This window comes from Alteromonas sp. LOR (assembly GCF_000753865.1).
Lineage (GTDB): Bacteria > Pseudomonadota > Gammaproteobacteria > Enterobacterales > Alteromonadaceae > Alteromonas.
Genome location: NZ_JQFW01000006.1, coordinates 1 through 19969, shown reverse-complemented (window position 1 = coordinate 19969; position 19969 = coordinate 1). Strand labels below are relative to the sequence as shown.

The following is a 19969-nucleotide window of genomic DNA, read 5'->3' as shown; positions in this document are numbered from 1 at the left end:
TAGTTTGAAGGGTCTTTATTTTATTAAGAGGTTTTACCAACAAAAGCTTCGTATTTGGCAAGCCAGTGTGCGGCCTCTTTTTGGTCGCCCTGGTGGTGAAATGCTTGGAAAAAATTCATCGATATAGGACGTTGAGCCTGCTGTTTCTCTAGCTGCTGTTGCCATAGCACCAAGTAAAGTGGCGGTACGGCTCCTGTATCGTGGTGTTCCATAAAGGTAATGCGCCTGCTTGGCTTATAGCTATTTTTAGATACGCCTTCACAGGTTTTGGCTTTCGCCACTATTGTGTTGGGGTCTATTTTCGCCCACCGGGACACGGTATCGACAGGGGCGTAATAGTGCGGGCTATCAATCACGAGGTTTGGCGGAGAGAAGTCACTGATACGCTGAATATCACATATCTTTCTGGCCATACTTCTGGCAATGGGATATTCATCGGCAAAACCTGCAAAATGCGCTAACTCGTGCACAAACACCGAATACGTATCACCAATGTCTAAAAACATCACCCCATTTTGAACGTTCGCCTTTCCTTGCTTAGCAACCACTACCGCATGACTAAACTGCCTCTTTTTCGCGATATTAGCTAATGGCTTTACGTCGCATCCCAGCACGTTTCTATTATTGTAATCGTCGCTGCATGACAACGCGTCTTTTGGTAACCAAATTGGCGGGGCAACACACAGCGACAGCGACGCTAGCCGCTCGTCATCATTGAATTGGCGATAAAAACTATCGGCACGGATCATGGTAGCCAGCGAGGCCGCAAATGGCTGAATTCGTTGCAAACACTGATTGCCACCAGCCCAGTCAAACGGCTTTACATCGCCAAGCGCTGTTACGCTGTAACGCTGTGTAATGGCAAGCGCATCTTTAGCCTGTTGCTGACCGAGGTTAGCGGCTTTCGTTAAGTAAATTTTTGCTTCATCAATGTTGCCCTCATCCCATAACAACCGGCCATATTTAAATGCGCTTTGCATATCTAATGATGCCGTGGCAGCAAGTAAAGGCTTGGCTTTCTTGTTTTGATCATGCAGCAAGTACCAGTCGGCCAGCGCCGCTTGGGCAGGCAAATATTCCTGTTCGGCAGCGCGAATTAACCACTTCTCACGTTTTTTAGGAGACTGCGACGACATGGCGTACGCCAATTGCGCTTCAGCAACATTGCCTTTAGCGGCAAGTGCCATAAAACGTTCTGAAGCACTCTCCTCACCTATAAGCTGGTATAGCAACCACGCTGCGTCTGCATTATCTAACGACACCAGGTTCTCAAGCCAATAGATGGGATCTAGCTTACTTACTTGAGCTGATGGGGTGACGGCTGTTTGTTCGTTTACCCGCTGTTGGGATAGCTCATCTGAATCGTCAGATTCCCCTGGCGGGCTTGGAAAATTTGACTCTGGCTTTAACTGATTAGACGTAATCTCTTCAATAGACGTCATTAATGTTTGCTGTGCTTCATCGCTATTTAATTGTGCTGCGTGCCATAGTAAGGCAAATGCAGCTCGCACCCGATAGGTGTTTTCAGCAGTCAATTCGGATGGTAGCTTTAGCTGTGCTTGGGGTTGTTTTTGGAGCTGTGCCTGATCTTGGGACTGTGCGCTAGGCTCAACGTGAGACGCGGCTTGCTCTCGTACATATGAGAGTGCGTTTGTCGCATTAGCCACAAGCTGAGGTGCGTAGCGACCAGTGTCGCCCACTACAATGAGCAGTGCGAACACTGCTAGGAATAAACCGCGCATGGGCTAGGCTTATTTATTCATCATCAGTGGACACTTCAGCTGTGCGCTGACGCAGTCGGCTCAACTCTATACGAGCGTAGCGGTGTTCAACGTAGTCATAAACATTCGTGCTAAGCGCCAATTTGAAGTAATTTGACGCTATTCCCCTATTGCCATTTTGACTGTGGAACTTACCTAGGTAAAAGTACGCTTCGCAAAGTCTGTCCGTAAGCGCTTTTTGACTGGTAATGCCCTGTAGCAACGAGTTCAGTACGGTGTTCTCGTCAACAACACCAAGAAACAAATCGATTAACGAAGTGGCCCAATGCTCGTTATCGAGTAACGGCCTAACCGACGCCAAATACTCTGCGCCTTGCTGTGGTGAAATAGCGTAATTAGCAAAATACGACCATAACGCTCTAAACGGGTCTTTTTCGTCCTTTTTAAAGAAGGTATCTAAATCGCCTGTGGCGAGTTCTGCCCTGCCGCCGTAGTAAAGTGCAATACCGCGATTTAAAAAGGCAAAATCTAGATCTGGGTTAATTTCTAACGTTGAATCGAACGCTTCATACGCTTGAATGAAGTCGTTTTGTTGAATGTAGTGAATGCCAATTGAATTATAAGCTTCAGCAAGGTCGGGCTTTAAATTTATCGCTTGGCTATAGTCAAACTGAGCTAAACCGTTTAGCCCTACGCTGTCGTACAACATACCGCGCTGGAAGTGAAGTTCTGCTTTGTCGTCATCTGATAATGCGGTACTCGTGAGCACTTGATTATAGCGGGCAATGGCCATTTGCGAACGTGGATTCGCGGGTGCTGGCTCTGCTAAAAGCAAGTTCCCCATTTGACTGCGTTGCTCGACAGGCTGCGTTTGTGCGCAACCGGTTAAAATACAAACTAATAAAGAAAAAAAGATGAGACTAACGTTTCTGCGCATGGTAAAAAAGCATTCTGTAGAAAAAGAAAAAACCGCCAGTATAAGAAGCATACACTTGAAGCGGCGCTGATGCCGCCAACCTTCTCGCATTTGATAGGAAAAGTAAAGTGCATTAGGCGGGTAACAAAGGTACCCATGAAGAAAAATAACCTAGAACAACTTTCACAACTTGCATTTAATGCACAGCAACACTCACATTCCCCCTACTCTAACTTTAAAGTTGGCGCCGCCATCGAAACAAGTACTGGGGAGACTTTCGCAGGCTGTAATGTTGAAAGCGCTGCGTTTCCGTTAGGGCAATGTGCTGAGGCCACTGCAATTGGCAATATGGTGTCAAACGGACACAAACGCATTGGTCACATTGTTATTGCGAGCCCAAATGAAGAACTGTGTTTTCCGTGCGGAGGCTGTCGACAAAAAATTGCAGAATTCGCCAGCGATGATACGCCGGTTACTATGGTAACAAAGAGTGGAGATTCGCACGAAACCACTATTGGTGAATTACTGCCCAATGCGTTTCGTGCTCACGATCTCGACAAGTAATGTTGCGTCCCAAACGCAAAGTTAAAGCACTTATACTAAGCGCTCAAACAAAATAGCCCAAGGCTTTCACACCTTGGGCTGTTTTGTTTTACGAAGTCATTAACCGAATAAAGGTCGTTAACCCTGTAATAGCCATTCAGGCTTTATAGGTTAACAACGCTTATTTCTAATCATCGCTGTTGCTGTCATGGCGCTTGTTTAACTTTACCGCTGCCATAAAGCCAATGAAAAATAGCGCAAAAATAACAACACCAACCCAAATTAACACGTTAAGCAAAAAATCCATGTTTCGTTTTCCTTTCTTTTATCGATGTTGCTCTTTGCTACTTTGCACAACCGCAAAGCAATCATTTACCGACAGCAATACCTTCTCTACGAGGGTCTGCGCCGCCAATTAATTTTCCAGATTTGAACTGAATGCCATGTAGCCCGCTGTTTAAATCAATAACCTTAACATTATGCCCTAGCGCTTTAAGCGGCTCCTCTAATTCAGCAATAGGCGTACCCTTTTCTAACGCAGTGTAGTCGTTTCTATTGGTGATCTTAGGAAGGTTTATCGCCTCTTGAATATTAAGATCAAAATCAATCATACCTATGAGCGTTTGCGCAACATAGCTGACAATTCTTGAGCCACCTGGTGAGCCTACTACCACTTCTAACTCACCTTCTTCATCAAACACCATGGTTGGGCTCATAGCACTTCGTGGACGTTTACCAGGTTCAACGCGGTTAGGAACTGGGAAACGGTTCTTTGTTGGCGAGAAAGAAAAGTCGGTTAGCTGGTTATTAAGTAAGAAGCCACCGACCATAATACCTGAGCCAAACATGAATTCGATGCTGGTTGTCATAGAAACCGCATTTCCTTCTTTATCGACAATAGAAACATGGGACGTGTTAGGTAACTCCATTGATGTGCCCATGGCTATTTCGGTGCCAGCGTAGGGATTGCCTGCTCTCGCTCGATGCCACTTTTCATCCAAGCTAATGCCCTGGGCTCTGCGCTGTAAATAGGCTGTATTGATCATGGCTGCAAATGGCAAGTTAGTATAGTCACTATCTGCTATGTATTTTTCTCTGTCGGCATAGGAAAGCGCACTTGCTTGAGTGTATAAATGAGCGAACTCTGCCGAGTCTGGTGAGTATGCACCAATGTTTTTATCTTCAAGCATCTTTAAGATTTGAAACACATTGACGCCACCTGAACTTGGTGGAGGCATGCCGCAAATTCGTTTTTCGTGATAGTTACCACACACGGCATTACGCTTGATGGCTTCATAACTTTCCAAGTCTTCAAGAGACATGCTTCCAGGGTTTATTTCTGCAGAATTTACTGCGTCCACAATTTCCTGTGCCAGCTCGCCTTTAAGCAAATAATCACTGCCATTATCGGCAATGCCTTTCAGGGTTTTGGCTAATTTTCTATTTTTCTTGGTTGTCCCTTCTTTTAACGGCATACCTGCCGGGAAAAAATAGGTAGAGCTAGCAGGAAACTTTTTTAGACCTGGGTGATAGTCTAAAGCAACCAATTTGGCTAAACGGGGTGAAACTTTAAAGCCGTTTTTGGCCGTATTAATGGCGTCGTCGAACAAGGTATTCCACGGTAGCGTACCAAACTCAGCATGGGCTAGTTCAAGGGCTTTTACGGCGCCTGGCACGCCCACCGATTTACCGCCAACTACAGCATCAATCCAACGCATTGGCTTATTACTTTTGATAAACCAATGCGAGTTGACAGCTTTCGGCGCAGACTCTCTGCCATCAAAAGTGTGCAGCACTTTGTTTTTGTTATCCCAGTAAAGAATGAACGCACCGCCACCAATGCCTGAAGATTGAGGTTCTACCAAAGTAAGCATAGATTGTATGGCTATTGCGGCGTCTATTGCACTGCCGCCTTTTTCAATGACGTTCTTTCCCGCCCATGATGCATAGGGGTTAGCAGCAACCACCATGTATTCGTCGGCCTCAAATGCTTTCTTTTCAACATACCCAGTGGCCGCTTCGGGCTCGCCGACTTCGCGAGCCTGTTTACCGTGTACATTGGAAAGTAAACTGCCGGTTAATGCAAAAGCCAATACTGACGTGCTTAACAAAGAACTGAACCTCAAAATCGTGTTTCCTCTTATTTAAATTTCTCTGGGTTAATGGGACGCTTTTTCAAGAACGCATCAAATGCTTCTTGTGCAGCAGGAGTACGCAGCGCTTCTAGAAAAATATCAAATTCGGCATTCATTTGCTGATTGACATAATCTGCCTCACCTTTGAGTAGCGCTTTTGTCTGCAATAAGGCAAAGCTGGGTTTACTTATCAATTTTTGAACGGTTGCTGAAACTGCATCATCGATGGTTTGTGACGACACCACCTCAGTAAGCATGCCAAATTGATATGCGTCATCGGCTGTGAATGGTTCGCCTAGCATCAACCACTGAGCAGCTTTCACGTGTCCCGCCACTTTGGGTAAAAGATAACTTGATGCATATTCAGGAACAAGCCCTAAATTGATGAAAGGGAGAACAAATCGGCTGTCTTGTGTGGCATAAACAAAATCACAATGTAATAGCAACGTGGTTCCTATTCCTACTGCTAACCCGTGCACTTGTGCAATAACGGGCACAGGACAGGTCATCAGTGAACGCATGAACGCCGCCGTTTCGGGCACCTGAGCCCCTTCTTTTTGTGCGGCAAAATCGTTGATATCGTTACCCGCGGTAAAACAGTCGCCGTTTCCTTTAATTACAACGGCTTTTGTTACGCCATCATTTTTAATGCTTAAAAGCGCATCTGCCATTAGCTGATACATTTCTCGGGTTAATGCGTTCTTTTTGTCCGGTCTGTTTATAGTAATGGTAAGGGTATGGTTACTTTGCGAAGTTAAAACTAAGGACATTATCTTTCCTTCTCTGTCGACATTTTTATGGTATCGGGCGCATATCTATTTTCACCCGTAGGGTAATTTTCTGTATCATAGCGAGCAAATTCAAAATAAAAAAATAACTAACGCTGATGATTTCACTGCCGTTTTCGTTTAAGTACAGTGCAGGCCCTTTAATAATAGCGCTCTGCGCTTTGATTGCCTTTTTCTTTGAACCACAAGCAAGCGAATGGCTTGCTTACGACCGTTACGCCATACAAGGGCTGGATACGTGGCGCTTGATCACGGGTAATTTTGTGCATACCAATGGGTATCATTTATTGCTTAATATCGTTGGGCTAATTTTACTCTGGGCCCTACATGGCGAGCACTACCTGCCAGCTCGATTTTTAAAAGTGTTTATATGGTGCTGTATAGCCACCAGCGCAGGCCTCTATTTCTTTTCAGAAAACCTGATTTGGTATGCGGGTTTATCGGGTGCGTTACACGGCTTATTTGTATGGGGAGCCTGTATGGATATCAAAGAAAAAATGACATCGGGGTGGCTATTGCTCATAGGCATTGCGATTAAAGTAGGTTACGAACAATACAATGGCAGTAGCTCTCAGGTTGCTGAGCTTATTGATGCAAAAGTAGCCGTTGATGCCCATATGTTTGGCGCAATAGGCGGATTGATTATATTTCTACTCATGATAAGTACTGCAAAGCGGGCGTAGCCTTTTATAGCTTATATTTTAATAAGCTTCGCTTGTCATAGCTTCAAAGTTTCGCTTTATTGCCTACATTGTTGCTCGCCCGCTGTTTGCTTAAATATGCGGGCGTTTCCTAGTTAACTCACTTTTTAACCTTTTTTTCTACTACGCCACGTTTTTCCTAACTACGTCTTACACCGGTTACAAGGCACCTACTGGCAGTATTTTTTGGCTTAAGATTGGCTACTTAAGATTGCCTAAAGGTTAGCTAAACTTTGCCAAAGATTGGCCAACGAGTGGTTATCTTCTGAACAATTAAAGCCCAAACACCGCCTCAAAAATTTCTCAATATCAAAGCTCACTAACCTAATAAATGAAAAAATAGTTTGCATTTATGTAACCTTAGGGTATCATTGATACCTAGAGGTTACATTTGGTGTGTTTAGGTATCACATGTAATGTCAAATACAGTGTGCAAGCAGCGGCACCTTTATCGCAAACAAAGAGTTCGTCGCATATAAAAAGTTCGTCGTTCAAAAAAGGATTATAAAAATGGCAAGATCAATAGCAGTATTACCAGAAACGGAACATCAATATTTAAGCATTACGGGAAAAATCAGTGTTGTTTTAGCGGTTTTTCTGTTCGCCCAATTGTGTTCAGAAACAGTTACTGGCACTGATTCAATTGTTAATTGGATTTTGGATTTAACGCTATTTGTAAGCGTTATTTATTGCATCGTGCTGTCAGTAAAGTCGATGAAATTTGCAAAACACATAACGCGCATGGGTTTTTGGACGCTAAAATTTAACGATGAGTATGTGGATCATGTTAGTTCGGCTAGTCTTCGCGCTACGTGTCACATCATGGTTATTGGCGCAATTTTTCTCGCTTATAGCGGTGACAATAAGTGGTTTGTCGAACTCATTGCTCCCTTTGGACTGACAGATGCAATTCAGACGTTGCTTGGCTTGGCTGCGGCCACCCATGGCGCGTTGATTTTATGGAGCCTTCGTGAAGAAGAGCATTTTGATGAGGAACGTGGCGAGGAAGTGGTTGATGAATGAAGATTTAGATAACCACATACACAAGCTTAGATTACAGCATAAGATTTCTCAGCAAGAGCTCGCCGACGCTATTGGCGTATCTCGAAAGACCATTAGCACTGTTGAGACTGGACGCTTCACTCCATCGGTGGTCATCGCGTTAAGAATTGCGGCTTATTTTGCAATTCCAGTAGAGCAAGTTTTTGTGTTGAAGTGAGGGTTTGTTTGAATAAATGTCTTGCCCGAAAAAAAGCCTGCTTGTAAAAATGGCTCATAAAAAAGGGCTCATTGATTATGAGTCCCTTTTGTTCGAGTAAAACGTTATTTGTAATAGCTCAACTAATACCCAAAGAAAGCCCAACGAATGTTGGGCTTTTTTTATGAATCTTGAATACGACTACAGATTTTCTTCAAATAACTTATAGATCCTACGGTATTCATCTAACCATGAACTTGGCTGAACGAAGCCGTGTGGCTCTACAGGGTATATTGCCGTTTCAAAATCTTCTTTTTCTAGTTCAATTAACCGTTGTACCAAACGAACGGTATCGTGGAAAAAGACGTTATCATCAACCATAGGCGCATTTATCAGCAGTGGTTTTTCTAACCCTTCTGCAAAATAAATAGGTGAACTGCGCTCGTAGGCAATGGGGTCCACATCAGGCGTATTGAGGATATTAGATGTATACGGCGTATTGTAATGCGCCCAATCGGTAACCGGTCTTAATGCGGCACCAGCAGCAAATAAATCTGGCGCTGTGAACATAGACATAAAGGTTAAGAACCCACCGTATGAACCGCCATATGTGCCAATGCGCTCTCTGTCTACGTTAGCATTGTCCACTAAATAATTGATGCCATCGCGTAAATCCTGCACCTCTGGCGTGCCCATTTGACGATAAATAGCCGTTCGCCAATCTCTGCCATAGCCAGCAGAGGCACGGTAATCCATATCTAGCACCACATAACCTTGTTGTACCAACATGCTATGGAACATGTACTCGCGAAAATAGCCCGACCACCCCATGTGGGCATTTTGTAAATAGCCCGCGCCATGATTAAACACAACCGCTTTGTTTTTCTTTGTGCTGTCATACCCTTCAGGCAAGTATACACGAGCATAAATTGGCGCGTCGGTATGTGAAGATTCAATGGCAACAATTTGCGGCACAGCCCACGGCAGCGAAGCGAAATCCTCGCTGGTGCTAGACGTGATTTGTTGCGCCTTTTGTTGGCTAGCAGACGATTTCACGTAAAGTTCAGCTGGCTGATTTACCTTACTGTGGCTTAAAAGCAAAGTAGCATCATCTGGACTGAGCGTGTAATCGGTGATGCCGTTAAGATCGGTTAGGGTTTCAATGGCCTTTGTTTGCGTATTAACACGGTAAATTTCATAAATACCTGGGTGTTCGCTGTTTGCTTTGTAGTAGATGTATTGATCATCAGCGGTTAACGTAAGGTCATCAACAATATAGTTGCCGCTAGTTAGCGCAACGGGCGCTTCGCCAGGTGTTTGTAAATATAGGTGCGAATAGCCTGTATGTTCAGATTGAAAGTACAACGTCTCGCTGTTATTTAACCAATCAAAAGAGTTAAAGCGATAGTTTACCCATGCGTCATCATGAAGGCGGTGTTGGTTTTCAAGCGTTTTGCTGTTTAAGTCGACAGTGGCAATCCATCTGTCTTTGTTGTCCCACGCTTCTAACATAACAGCCACTGCGTTGCCGTTTTTATGCCAGCGTATAGATGGCTTGGTCCAGTACCAGCTTTGTAATAATGTTATTGGGCGAGGCAACCTGTTTACTTCGTAGGTTTCACCATTTGCCTTTGCATTTTCGGTTTTCACATCGGCCAATACGTCGTCGTTATACCCAGGCAAGTCGAAATAATTTAACGCTTGTTTTTCACCGGTAGATAAATTGAGAAGCCACAGTTCGTGGTTTACAGGCTCGGCATCGGCCACACGTTGTCTTACTGATTTAGCCGCAATACGGCTATCTTCTTGAATATAATGGGGCATGATGTCGCTATCATCACGGGTAGGCTTGCTTTCAGTGGTTGCCACTACAGCAAAATTTCCAGCAGGTGATACGCTAATGCCAGCTAAGCGATGTGATTTGTCGAAATAAAACGGTTCTGGAGCTACCGCTTTATTGGCAGCCGCAAGTTGCGCACTGGCGCTATCACGCTCTTCGCTTATTTGTCTTTGTAACTTAATATACTCAATGAGAGATTGCTGCTCTTCGGCAATATAGTCTTTTGCTGGCTTTACCGGCTCTGGCTTATCATCGAATACCCAGCTTACTAATTCTTCTCTTACGCCATTGGTTAGGTCGATAGCAATAAACTTGTTTCCGCTTAACGCCATTAAGCGCCCATCGGTCATAAACGTGAGTGTAGATAGTGCATTTCCACCGCGCGTAATCTGCACCGTGTTCCCATTGGTAAATTGCACGTACACGCTATCTTCAAACGTGTAAGCAACAACGCCATCATCCCTCACTACCCTCTCATCGAACCGATACTTATGCATGTCGGCTAATGGGACTTTCGCTTCGTTTTTGAGGGTACTCGCCTTTACAGCAAATACATCGGTGAGCGTACTATTTTGTTTTTCACGCTCAAAAACAATGGCGCTGCCATCAACCGACCACCCCATGTTAGTGGGCAATGCACCTATCCACTGCGGGTCGGACATAATTCTTTCTAGGGTAATTTCACCCTCACTAGCTGCAGACATCTCTGCCGTTTGTGGCGTAACCATCGACTGAATATTATTCGATGGTGTAACTGTATTTGTGTCTTTCTTATCGTTAGTGCTTACACAACCACCTAGTGCAACCGTTACGCTGGCGGCGATAAGCAATGCTTTATATTTTTTCATTTTTTTCATCATTGTTATGTGAAACCCACTGGCATTATACGCAAAGCTACATTCATGTAGTCAACACTCATCGTTATCGTTAGTGCAACAAACGCATAACAAACACGGTTATTAATGTTCCTTTTTACAAACCGGAACCGTATAACTTCGCAAGTAGCGTTTTATTTTGCCAATAGCGCTTTAAAAAAACCATGTCCACATGTTATGTCAGAGGGTACGAACAATGAAATTGAAAGGAATTACTGCGGGTGTTGTCACCATAGCTGCTTTGCTTTTCCAGCCGGTGATGGCAAACGAATGTCCTAGTGTATTAAAGTTTATGAAGCGTAAACTGAATTCTCAAGAAACCGTTAATTTATGCGATGAGTATGCTGGCAAGGCCGTTCTTGTTGTTAACACGGCAAGCTATTGTGGTTTCACACCTCAATTTGAAGGACTAGAAGCCCTATACAGCGAATATAAAGACGATGACTTTGTGGTATTAGGCTTTCCATCTCACGACTTTAACCAAGAAGCAAAAGACGAAGGCAAAACGGCGGAACTATGCGAGCTAACCTATGGCGTGAAATTTCCAATGTTTGAACCAACGTCAGTGCGCGGCGACGATGCAGACCCAATGTATCGCATGTTGAAAGCAGCCACAGGTAAGTCACCGTCGTGGAACTTTAATAAGTACCTGATTGATAAAACGGGCACTAAGATAACGCACTACCCAAGCTCTACAAAGCCAACGGATGCAAGCTTTGTGGCAGATGTAGAAGCATTAATTAACGACTAACCCAGCGTTTAAACCAGTCAATTGAACCATTGCCAATCAGGCATAAAAAAGCCCCGCTACACAGGCGGGGCAAGAAACACACTCAACTTGGAACACACATTTTGCAGAAAACACATTAATCTGTTTTCAATCACTACACTTTGTTAGTCCACAGCTTTTCCGTTAAGTTCACCCACATCGAAATTTTTTTAACATTTATTTTCATTTCACAATTCAACACAACAATAGCCCAATCTTTCTGCCTTTCGACAATGCCCTTGCAACAATTCGTAACCACCTGTTTTTTATATCAATTACATTATTTTAGGCGTCAACAAAAAAGACATTAAAGTAATATCATTATACGAAAGTATTACACTTACTTAATGTTAATGAGGTTAATGATCCGTAAATAAAATGGTGGCGTAATTTTGATGGTCTCACAACATTTAGAGGAAACAACGATGAGAAGGACTAAGTCGCTACTGGCATGTTCGATTTTACCCCTATTTTTAGTAGGGTGTTCCGATGATGACGATGATTTTGTTGAACAACCGGCCCCCGCCCCTGAATTTGCCAACGTACGTGTAGTGCATGCTGCTTCCGACGCCCCCATGGTAAATATTACGGCGAACGATGCCATTTTAAATAATTTAGAAAACGTAGATTACCAAGTAGCTTCTTCGCGATTTGAAGTTGAAACGGGAACCTACGATATTGGCGTTACAGGTATTTTACCTGGCGATAACGCAGAAGTTTTACAGGCAGATCTTACGTTAGAAGCTGACACAAATTATGACGTGTTTGCGGTAGGCAACGTAGGCGATAGTTCACTGGCGTTACTACCTGTTACCAGCACAGAAACTGCAGTAGAAGCAGGTAACGCACAAGTACAGATAGTTCATGCCGCATCATTAGCACCCACGGTCGACGTTTACGTTACTGCACCGGGTACCGACATTACGTCAGAGCAACCTCTTGTAACCGCAGAATACACCGACGCCACAGGCCTTACGCAAGTACCGGCAGGTGATTATCAAATTCGTATTACGCCTGCTGGTGAAACCACGGTTGTTTACGATTCTGGTACGGTAGAGCTTACCGACGGCGCAGACTTACTTATCGCAGCGACAAACAATGTAGGAACAGGCGACTCTCCTGTTACATTGCTGGTCGCTGATGGCGATGGAAGCTTTAAGGTATGGGATGCAGCAACTCCCTCTGACGTTCGCGTTGTACACGGCATTAGTGATGCACCGGCTGTAGACGTTATCGCGAACAATGAAGTAGTGCTAGTTGATGGTATTCAATTTCCTCGTACCACAGACTACCTATCGGTTGCTCCTGGCGACTATTTAATTGACGTAGTAGCAGATGCTGACAACAGTATTGTGGCTGTTGATGATGCCGAACTTACCCTTGAGATTGGCATGTCGTATACGGCTATTGCTAATAACACATTAGCGGCACCAGAATTGGACGTACTGGTAGATGTACCACGTTCAGTTGCCACTGAAGCTAGAGTACGTATTGTGCATTCTTCACCAAGCGCTGGTAACGTAGATATTTATGTAACAGCTGACGGCGAAATTGATGCAGTAGACCCAGCGTTTAGCGATATTGCCTATTCTACTGGCGATTTATCTGAAACAGGTTACGTGAGCTTGGCAGAAGGCGATTACGTCGTAACCGTAACCCCTACTGGTACAAAAACAGCGGCAATTGAAACCGGTGTGCTTAGCTTAGAAAATGGTAGCATTTATACAGCTATCGCTTTAGACGGCAACATGGAAGGCGACCTTCCTCAACTAGCTTTGTTAGATGGTTTAGCACCACCGCCACCAGCATTTAATGCTGACATGACCTATAACGTTAGTTTAAGCGGTTCACAAGAAGTGCCAGCAGTTGACACAATGTCTGAAGCTACGGCGGTAGTTGAAATTGACGAAGACTTACCGGCATTTAGCGTGAGCGTTGATGTATCGGGCTTAACTGATGTTACAGGTGTGCACGTACACGATGGCGGTTTAGGTATGAACGGACCTGTTGCCTTTCCTCTAACTGATGCGGGCGACGGTACGTACGAACTTGCACAAACCAATATTTCACCCAGTAATTTAGACGCATTAACTAGCGGTGAATGGTATTTAAATGTGCATACAGAAGCGAACCCTAGCGGCGAAGTACGAGGACAAATTGTTCCGGATACCACTGCAGTAGTTACATTTGCACTAAGCGGTAATCAGTCTGTTCCAGCAGTAGATACAATGGCTTCAGGTTCTGGCTACGCCCTTTTTGATACTACATCAGATTCTGTATACCTAGTGGCTGCAACCACGATAGATAATGCAACCATGGCGCATATTCACAGTGGTTTTGCGGGCGAAAACGGCGGCGTTGTTGTTACGTTAGTAGAAAACGAAATGACTGCTGGCACGTGGATGACTGATGGCTATGTTGAATTAGAAGAAGCGGTAGCAGCGCAACTGCTTTCTGGTGGACATTATGTAAATGTGCATACGGAAGCGTTTCCAAGCGGTGAAATTCGTGGCCAAATTACACCAGATAACATTCAGGTGTTCGGTATTGTTGCCACCGGTGGTCAAGAAGTGCCAGCGGTTGAAACGTCAGCGTCTGGTGCAGGTGCATTTACGTTGAACACAACCACAGGTGCGTTATCAGGTAGTGTTACCATTACCGGTATGACGGCCAATATGGCGCACATTCACGAAGGCGAAGCGGGTGCAAACGGTGGTGTGATACTGGGTCTTGAAGGTATGGACGGCGTATGGTCTGTGCCAAGCAGCACTATGCTTAGCGCTGAACAAATGATGACCATGCAGGCTGCAGGCTATTACACAAACTTCCACTCAGATGCATTTCCATCTGGAGAGATTCGTGGTCAAGTGACGCTTGGTTTCGAATAGCAGCGGCTTTGAATAGCAGTTGTTTCGAATAGCAGAGGTTTCAAGTAAGCTCAATCAACGGTGATTGGCCACCGTTTATTGTAAATTTATTTGAATACAAGATTTACGAAATTGCATGAATAAAAAAGGGGCTTACGCCCCTTTTTTGAATGTGTTGTGTTACCTAACTACTAGCTAGCTACTGCATGTAGCGCATTTCTAAAGTCGGCAATAAGGTCGTCGGTATCTTCAATACCCACTGAAATGCGAAGCATGTTGTCTGATACACCCATCTTCTCTCGCTCTGCAGCGGTATTTTCAAAGTAGATAGTAGGCGCTACTGGTAACGCCAGTGTTCTATTGTCACCCAAATGCGTAGCGCAAATCACCAGTTCCATTTCGTTTAAAAACGCTACTGGGTCGATATTATCCACCAAATTAAAACTTAAGATGGCACCGTAGCCATTACTCAACTGCTCTCGAGCCATAAAGTGCTGTGGATGGTCAGCTAGACCAGGGTAAAAAACCTCACTCACGCTATGGTGGTTATCGAGAAATGTGGCTAACTTTAACGCGTTCTGCTGACTGCGCTGAAGGCGAAGCCCAAGGGTTTCCATGCCTACTGCAATAGCGGTGGCCGATTCTGGCGCAAGTGTAGCGCCTAAATCTCTCAGGCCCTTTTTCTTAATTTGTGTAATTCCCCACTGCGCCGTGTCGGCTACCTTGTAAGCGGGTTTGATATTGCTGTATTTTTCCCAGTGAAAATGACCGGTATCGGTAACAGCACCACCAAGCACGTTGCCGTGACCTGCAATGTATTTGGTTAACGAACAAAATATCAGTGACGCTTTGTAGTCTTTTGCGTAACAAAGCGGAGGCGGTGTCATTGTATTATCAACCATAAAGAGAATGTGCTTCTCTTCACAAAACTGCCCTATTGCATGCAAATCTGAAACTTGGGTAACCGGGTTGGCCACGGTTTCACAGTAAACCCCTTTAGTATTGGGCTGGTATGCATCCACAACCTGTTCAATATCGGTCACATCGGTGTAAGTCACGTGAATACCGAAGTCTTTCAAGGTTTCGAAAAAACTACGGGTATTACCAAACAGATACTGACTAACAATAAGATGATCGCCTGCCTTAAGCAGCGCAAACAAGGTGCTACTGATGGCTGCCATTCCCGTGCTAAAGCAAAGTGTGCCCACTCCCCCTTCTAGCTGATTAAGCATGTTTTGCAACGCAGCCACAGATGGTGACGAAGAGCGAGAATAAACATGCGCGGCACGTTTACCCTGAAAGGCATCGATAATGCCTTGAGCATCTTTAAATTCAAACAGCACAGAATTTGATGTACTAGTATGGACACCGCCGTGTTCTGGCGTGTTAAGCATGCGATCGGCATGGACTTGTCGGGTAGTGAATCCCTGTTTTGTCACGGGTAAAACTCCGGTAGTAAAGTTACGCGCCAACCTCAAAATTTACCAGGTAGCAAATCGATGCTGTGCGCATAGAAAAAGCCGTGGTGGTTTTCAAGTGGACTATTGAGGCCGTGTTATGCATTTTTCTGGGTATTTTGGGCAAACATTATCATAAAATGTATAGATAGTTTGCATTTGTTCATCAATGTTTTCGACCTTTTGAATGATGGGGCCAAAACGGATTATTTTAGTGCGATAATCTAGCGAAAGCAGCTGAATGGGTATATCCGCCTCTCTCGCAATGTGCAGAAATCCGGTTTTCCAAGGAAAGATGGGGCTACGCGTACCCTCAGGTGCCAGAGCCAATACTAATTCATCAGATTGTTTAATCTTTTCAACAATACTGGTTACCACCCCGTGAGCCTTACTGCGCTTAATGGGAATGCCGCCCAATTTTTTAATGATGTACCCGAGTGGCTGAACAAAAATGGTGTGTTTGCCGAAAAAATTCAATTTTAAACGCAGCGAAAACACCACAAACAACCCAATGAAAAAATCCCAATTGGTTGTGTGAGGCGCAACCGCCAGTATGGCTTTCTTTTGATTGATAAAGGCCCCTTCTACACGCCAGCCCCGTTTGGTAAGCAAAAAGGCAGCAAATGACGATAACCAGTGCGGCCACTGCCGTGGTATATGCTCGTGTATCTCAAGCTCATTGATTTTTAAATTGGTTTTTATGCTGGCGCTTGTGTTGGAAGCGCTTTTTGCCTCGTCTTCTTTCTTGTTGAGAGTTTTATTGCTATTCATTTTTATTATTCTCATACTGCTCAAGGCGTTAAGAGTAATGAAAATCAAAACGCAAATCTACGATTAACGGCAAGCGCACAGTAAAGCATAGGCTAGAACAACTCGATTACAGCGCGATAGTACGCACAGACAGGCGTTACTCGCATACCGAATAAGGTGTAAATATGTGTATTTTATTTATTGCTCGGCAGCAGCATCCTCGCTACCCGCTTATTATTGCGGCGAATAGAGATGAATTTTATGCAAGACCAACTGCTCCTGCTGCATTTTGGGACGATGCCCCCTCTATACTGGCGGGCAGAGATTTGGAAGCAAACGGTACATGGATGGGCGTTACACGAAGCGGAAAAATTGCGGCAATCACCAACGTACGTGCCCCGTCTGAAGTGCGCACAGACGCGACTTCCCGAGGTGAGTTAGTAACTAACTGGCTGAAAGACGATAAAGCTCAAGTTAATGGCCAGGTTACGGAGCAATTAACGGAGCAGTATTTACAAACGCTGAGAGACACTCGACACCGCTATAACGGCTATAACCTGGTGTTTGGTAACGCAAGTGCACTTAATGTTTACAATAACGTGAACAACTCTGTACACCCTTTACAGCAGGGTGTGTTTGGACTTTCAAATGCCGACATTATTACCCCATGGCCAAAGGTTACCCAAGGTGTAACAAGCTTAAATAAGTACGTATCTTCGCACGACACTATAAACACCGAAGATTTGTTTGCGCTATTGCGTAATGAGGACAAAGCAGACGACCAACACCTTCCCAGTACGGGTATTGGTTACGAATGGGAAAAAGCGCTGTCTTCCATTTTTATTAATATATCCAGCTACGGTACGCGAACATCCACTATTTTGTTGGTTGATAGCAGCGGCGAACTCAGCTTCAAAGAACGAACCTTTACTGAAAAGGGAGAATCAACGCAAACTCGAGAATTTTCCTTCAAAATTTAACGTATTTGTAGAATAAATCTTTCGAGGTTTACAAAATTCGATATTAAATTGAAATATTTTCAACGAATAGGTGTCGTTTTTTGTATCAGCAATGGCATAATGCGTGCCTGCTAGCTTTAGCTTTCCATTATTTGCAGACCACTATTTGCATACCAAAGTGAGGACATATCGTGTTTGAAGTATTACCCTATCTTGCCCCAGATCCAATTCTTGGCCTTTCTGCTTCTTATAAAGAAGACACCAACCCGAGTAAAATAGACTTAGGCGTTGGCGTATATAAAGATGAGCAAGGTAATACCCCTATTCTTTCGAGTGTGGCAAAAGCACAACAACTGTTACTAGAGCGCGAAACCAGTAAAACCTATATTACTCCTCAGGGTAACCAAGGTTTTATCGATGGCATGCTTTCGCTACTACTTGGTAAAAACAGCCCGGTACTTATGGCCGATCGCGTTGCTGCGGTTCAGGCTCCAGGTGGTTGTGGTGCCCTTCGCATTCTTTCCGAGCTTTTAGTGCGTTGTAACGACAAAGCAAAAGTATGGGTAAGCGACCCAACATGGGCGAACCATATTCCGCTTATTGGCTCTGCGGGTTTAGAAATAGAAACGTACCCGTACTTCGACAAAGCATCTGCAAGCATTCGCTTTGACGCCATGATGGACACCCTTCGCAACGTAAATAAAGGCGATATAGTGTTACTTCATGGCTGCTGCCACAACCCAACCGGTGCAGACTTAACCAATGCACAATGGGATGAAGTATTAGCGGTTGCTAAAGAACGTGAATTTTTACCGTTTATCGATGTGGCCTACTTGGGCTTTGGTGAAGGGTTAGAAGAAGATGCCTACGGTATGCGCCTTCTTGTTGAAAACCTTCCTGAGGTTATTGTTGCTGCATCGTGCTCTAAAAACTTCGGTTTGTATCGCGAACGTGTTGGTCTTGCTGCTATTGTTACCCAAGACACGGCAACCCGCAAAATTGCGCAGGGACAAATACAGTCTATTGCTCGCGCTATTTACTCAATGCCACCAAGCTACGGCGGCGCACTTGTTGACCTAATTTTAGCTGACGAAGCCCTTAACAACGAATGGGTGTCTGAAGTGAACGAAATGCGCGACCGCATGAAAACGCTACGTGCGATGCTGGTACAAAACCTTCATGACAACGGTTCACCAAAAGATTTTAGCTTTGTAAATGACCAAAAAGGTATGTTCTCGTTTTTGTGTATTACGCCTGAGCAAGTGCGTGAAGTAAGAGAAAAGCACAGCGTATACTTTGTAGATTCAAGCCGCGTAAACATTGCTGGAATCAACAAAAACAATGTTGAAACCCTAGCAAAAGCATTGGTTTCTGTTCTTTAGCCCAAGGCTATTGAAGCATACACTTAAAACTGCAGCTTAAGCTAAATGAAAAGCCGCCGCGTTTAATAACGCCGCGGCTTTTTTTATCTCCCGCCCTCGCCTACTTATTGACTACTCCACATTTAAATCACGCCTCAGTGGGTTTCATTTATTACATAGCGCTTCATCAATATGTGGTTGTATAAAATGGTTAAGAAATTAGACCGCGTACATAATCAAAAACAAAAACAAAAACAGCGTATATAAAGCCTTTCAGAAACATAACTGACTACAAGCATAGTTTTTACTGGCAATGCGTGAAGTACACCTCTCCCACCTAACACACCATTTTGGTACTTTTAACTCATGAGTAAAATACACCATTCTAATTTATTGTTTAATTAAGAGAAGTTAGAGGGTAATCTGACAATATTGATAAAATATTAACCCCACAATGGGATGTTTAGACAGACCGTTTTGGGGTCTAGTAAATTGTTATGTTTCAGGAGTAGAAATTAAATGAGATGGATGTTCTTAATATTATTAATACCTTTTCAAGCCCTTTCTTCGACCTGCATTGACACCGAAGATAAGAGCTTTATTTGGAATCAAAAGTATTCACATCTCGTTAGTGTAACTGCTTATTCATTGCCAGAAAGCTACACTGTCGAGATCGAAGCACCTTTAGAGATAGAAAGCTTTCCCTTTAAAATGATTGGGTTATTTATCGACAGTATGGATGATCCAACATTATTTACTATGCTCTATGCCAATCAAGTGGACGGAAAATATGTAGCTTGGTATTCGGTAAAACGAGAATTAATTAGAAAACAATATATTTTAGTAGATTATAGTGGTGAAGGTTGTGATGCCGTCGCGGTAACAAAGCAGGTTGTTTTTAGCTAAAAACATAACAAAAAAATTAAGTCACTCACTGCGTTCGCTGGGACGCAAACACGTGGGTTGCTTCGCATTTTAGCGCACGTGTTTGCGCCCCATATTTGGAAGTTATATATGACAAGGATGTATTAATGAAAAGTTTAATTTTAGCGTTTGTAGCTACACTCCCATTATTAGGTTGTTCTGGTG

Annotated in this window: 16 protein-coding genes; 9 read left to right on the top strand and 7 right to left on the bottom strand. The window is 44.0% G+C overall.

Going from position 1 to position 19969, the window contains the following annotated elements; translation table 11 throughout:
• Window positions 1–23: 23 nt before the first annotated feature.
• Together JV36_RS0102635 and nlpI are read right to left on the bottom strand one after the other, a co-directional pair.
• The gene (locus JV36_RS0102635) at window positions 24–1742 is read right to left on the bottom strand and encodes a sel1 repeat family protein (protein ID WP_032094241.1); all 1719 of its coding nucleotides are present in this window, start codon (window positions 1740–1742) and stop codon (window positions 24–26) included.
• 13 nt (window positions 1743–1755) lie between these two features.
• A complete protein-coding gene (nlpI, locus tag JV36_RS0102630; RefSeq protein ID WP_032094282.1) occupies window positions 1756–2658 on the bottom strand; it encodes a lipoprotein NlpI in 903 nt (300 codons plus the stop codon).
• Between the two features lie 135 nt (window positions 2659–2793).
• Between nlpI and cdd the strand changes: the two genes are divergently transcribed.
• Entirely contained in the window at window positions 2794–3201 is a 408-nt protein-coding gene (cdd, locus tag JV36_RS0102625) for a cytidine deaminase (protein ID WP_032094242.1), read from the top strand.
• Between the two features lie 347 nt (window positions 3202–3548).
• Here the strand turns inward: cdd and ggt are convergent, their stop codons facing one another.
• Entirely contained in the window at window positions 3549–5273 is a 1725-nt protein-coding gene (ggt, locus tag JV36_RS0102620; RefSeq protein ID WP_235207751.1) for a gamma-glutamyltransferase, read from the bottom strand.
• Window positions 5274–5320: 47 nt separating this feature from the next.
• Window positions 5321–6085 carry an enoyl-CoA hydratase gene (locus JV36_RS0102615; RefSeq protein WP_032094244.1) on the bottom strand — a complete coding sequence of 255 codons (765 nt, stop codon included), beginning with the start codon at window positions 6083–6085 and terminating at the stop codon, window positions 5321–5323.
• 116 nt (window positions 6086–6201) lie between these two features.
• Here JV36_RS0102615 and rrtA point away from each other — a divergent pair, with 116 nt between their 5' ends.
• From rrtA to JV36_RS0102600, 3 genes are all read left to right on the top strand, one after another.
• Complete coding sequence (gene rrtA / locus JV36_RS0102610) at window positions 6202–6786, top strand: rhombosortase (protein ID WP_032094245.1); 585 nt, start codon at window positions 6202–6204, stop codon at window positions 6784–6786.
• Window positions 6787–7314: 528 nt separating this feature from the next.
• Entirely contained in the window at window positions 7315–7827 is a 513-nt protein-coding gene (locus JV36_RS0102605; RefSeq protein ID WP_032094246.1) for a hypothetical protein, read from the top strand.
• Complete coding sequence (locus JV36_RS0102600; protein WP_032094247.1) at window positions 7820–8023, top strand: helix-turn-helix transcriptional regulator; 204 nt, start codon at window positions 7820–7822, stop codon at window positions 8021–8023. The genes JV36_RS0102605 and JV36_RS0102600 overlap by 8 nt, the downstream gene beginning before the upstream one ends.
• Window positions 8024–8203: 180 nt before the next feature.
• On the opposite strand, the gene JV36_RS0102595 is transcribed toward JV36_RS0102600, so the two are convergent.
• Window positions 8204–10690: a prolyl oligopeptidase family serine peptidase gene (locus tag JV36_RS0102595; protein ID WP_032094248.1), complete on the bottom strand. Its 2487-nt coding sequence runs from the start codon at window positions 10688–10690 to the stop codon at window positions 8204–8206.
• 223 nt (window positions 10691–10913) lie between these two features.
• On the opposite strand from JV36_RS0102595, the gene JV36_RS0102590 reads away from it, so the two are divergent.
• Together JV36_RS0102590 and JV36_RS0102585 are read left to right on the top strand one after the other, a co-directional pair.
• On the top strand, window positions 10914–11468 hold the full coding sequence (locus tag JV36_RS0102590) for a glutathione peroxidase (RefSeq protein ID WP_032094249.1): 555 nt from the start codon (window positions 10914–10916) through the stop codon (window positions 11466–11468).
• 443 nt (window positions 11469–11911) lie between these two features.
• The gene (locus JV36_RS0102585) at window positions 11912–14374 is read left to right on the top strand and encodes a CHRD domain-containing protein (RefSeq protein ID WP_032094250.1); all 2463 of its coding nucleotides are present in this window, start codon (window positions 11912–11914) and stop codon (window positions 14372–14374) included.
• A gap of 170 nt (window positions 14375–14544) precedes the next feature.
• On the opposite strand, the gene JV36_RS0102580 is transcribed toward JV36_RS0102585, so the two are convergent.
• On the bottom strand, window positions 14545–15792 hold the full coding sequence (locus JV36_RS0102580) for a cystathionine gamma-synthase family protein (RefSeq protein WP_032094251.1): 1248 nt from the start codon (window positions 15790–15792) through the stop codon (window positions 14545–14547).
• Window positions 15793–15894: 102 nt separating this feature from the next.
• The gene (locus JV36_RS0102575) at window positions 15895–16581 is read right to left on the bottom strand and encodes a 1-acyl-sn-glycerol-3-phosphate acyltransferase (protein WP_081926500.1); all 687 of its coding nucleotides are present in this window, start codon (window positions 16579–16581) and stop codon (window positions 15895–15897) included.
• 164 nt (window positions 16582–16745) lie between these two features.
• Between JV36_RS0102575 and JV36_RS0102570 the strand changes: the two genes are divergently transcribed.
• The 3 genes from JV36_RS0102570 to JV36_RS0102560 all read left to right on the top strand — a co-directional run bounded on the left by JV36_RS0102570 (window position 16746) and on the right by JV36_RS0102560 (window position 19786).
• Window positions 16746–17540 carry an NRDE family protein gene (locus tag JV36_RS0102570; RefSeq protein WP_032094252.1) on the top strand — a complete coding sequence of 265 codons (795 nt, stop codon included), beginning with the start codon at window positions 16746–16748 and terminating at the stop codon, window positions 17538–17540.
• 170 nt (window positions 17541–17710) lie between these two features.
• Window positions 17711–18901 carry an amino acid aminotransferase gene (locus tag JV36_RS0102565; RefSeq protein WP_032094253.1) on the top strand — a complete coding sequence of 397 codons (1191 nt, stop codon included), beginning with the start codon at window positions 17711–17713 and terminating at the stop codon, window positions 18899–18901.
• Window positions 18902–19399: 498 nt separating this feature from the next.
• Entirely contained in the window at window positions 19400–19786 is a 387-nt protein-coding gene (locus tag JV36_RS0102560) for a hypothetical protein (protein ID WP_152561492.1), read from the top strand.
• Window positions 19787–19969: the final 183 nt, after the last annotated feature.

Coding starts and splice junctions, on each gene's coding strand:
- JV36_RS0102635 (WP_032094241.1), bottom strand. CDS start 1,742: ATGCGCGGTTTATTCCTAGCAGTGTTCGCACTGCTCATTGTAGTGGGC.
- nlpI (WP_032094282.1), bottom strand. CDS start 2,658: ATGCGCAGAAACGTTAGTCTCATCTTTTTTTCTTTATTAGTTTGTATT.
- cdd (WP_032094242.1), top strand. CDS start 2,794: ATGAAGAAAAATAACCTAGAACAACTTTCACAACTTGCATTTAATGCA.
- JV36_RS0102615 (WP_032094244.1), bottom strand. CDS start 6,085: ATGTCCTTAGTTTTAACTTCGCAAAGTAACCATACCCTTACCATTACT.
- rrtA (WP_032094245.1), top strand. CDS start 6,202: ATGATTTCACTGCCGTTTTCGTTTAAGTACAGTGCAGGCCCTTTAATA.
- JV36_RS0102605 (WP_032094246.1), top strand. CDS start 7,315: ATGGCAAGATCAATAGCAGTATTACCAGAAACGGAACATCAATATTTA.
- JV36_RS0102600 (WP_032094247.1), top strand. CDS start 7,820: ATGAATGAAGATTTAGATAACCACATACACAAGCTTAGATTACAGCAT.
- JV36_RS0102595 (WP_032094248.1), bottom strand. CDS start 10,690: ATGAAAAAATATAAAGCATTGCTTATCGCCGCCAGCGTAACGGTTGCA.
- JV36_RS0102590 (WP_032094249.1), top strand. CDS start 10,914: ATGAAATTGAAAGGAATTACTGCGGGTGTTGTCACCATAGCTGCTTTG.
- JV36_RS0102585 (WP_032094250.1), top strand. CDS start 11,912: ATGAGAAGGACTAAGTCGCTACTGGCATGTTCGATTTTACCCCTATTT.
- JV36_RS0102575 (WP_081926500.1), bottom strand. CDS start 16,581: ATGAATAGCAATAAAACTCTCAACAAGAAAGAAGACGAGGCAAAAAGC.
- JV36_RS0102570 (WP_032094252.1), top strand. CDS start 16,746: ATGTGTATTTTATTTATTGCTCGGCAGCAGCATCCTCGCTACCCGCTT.
- JV36_RS0102560 (WP_152561492.1), top strand. CDS start 19,400: ATGAGATGGATGTTCTTAATATTATTAATACCTTTTCAAGCCCTTTCT.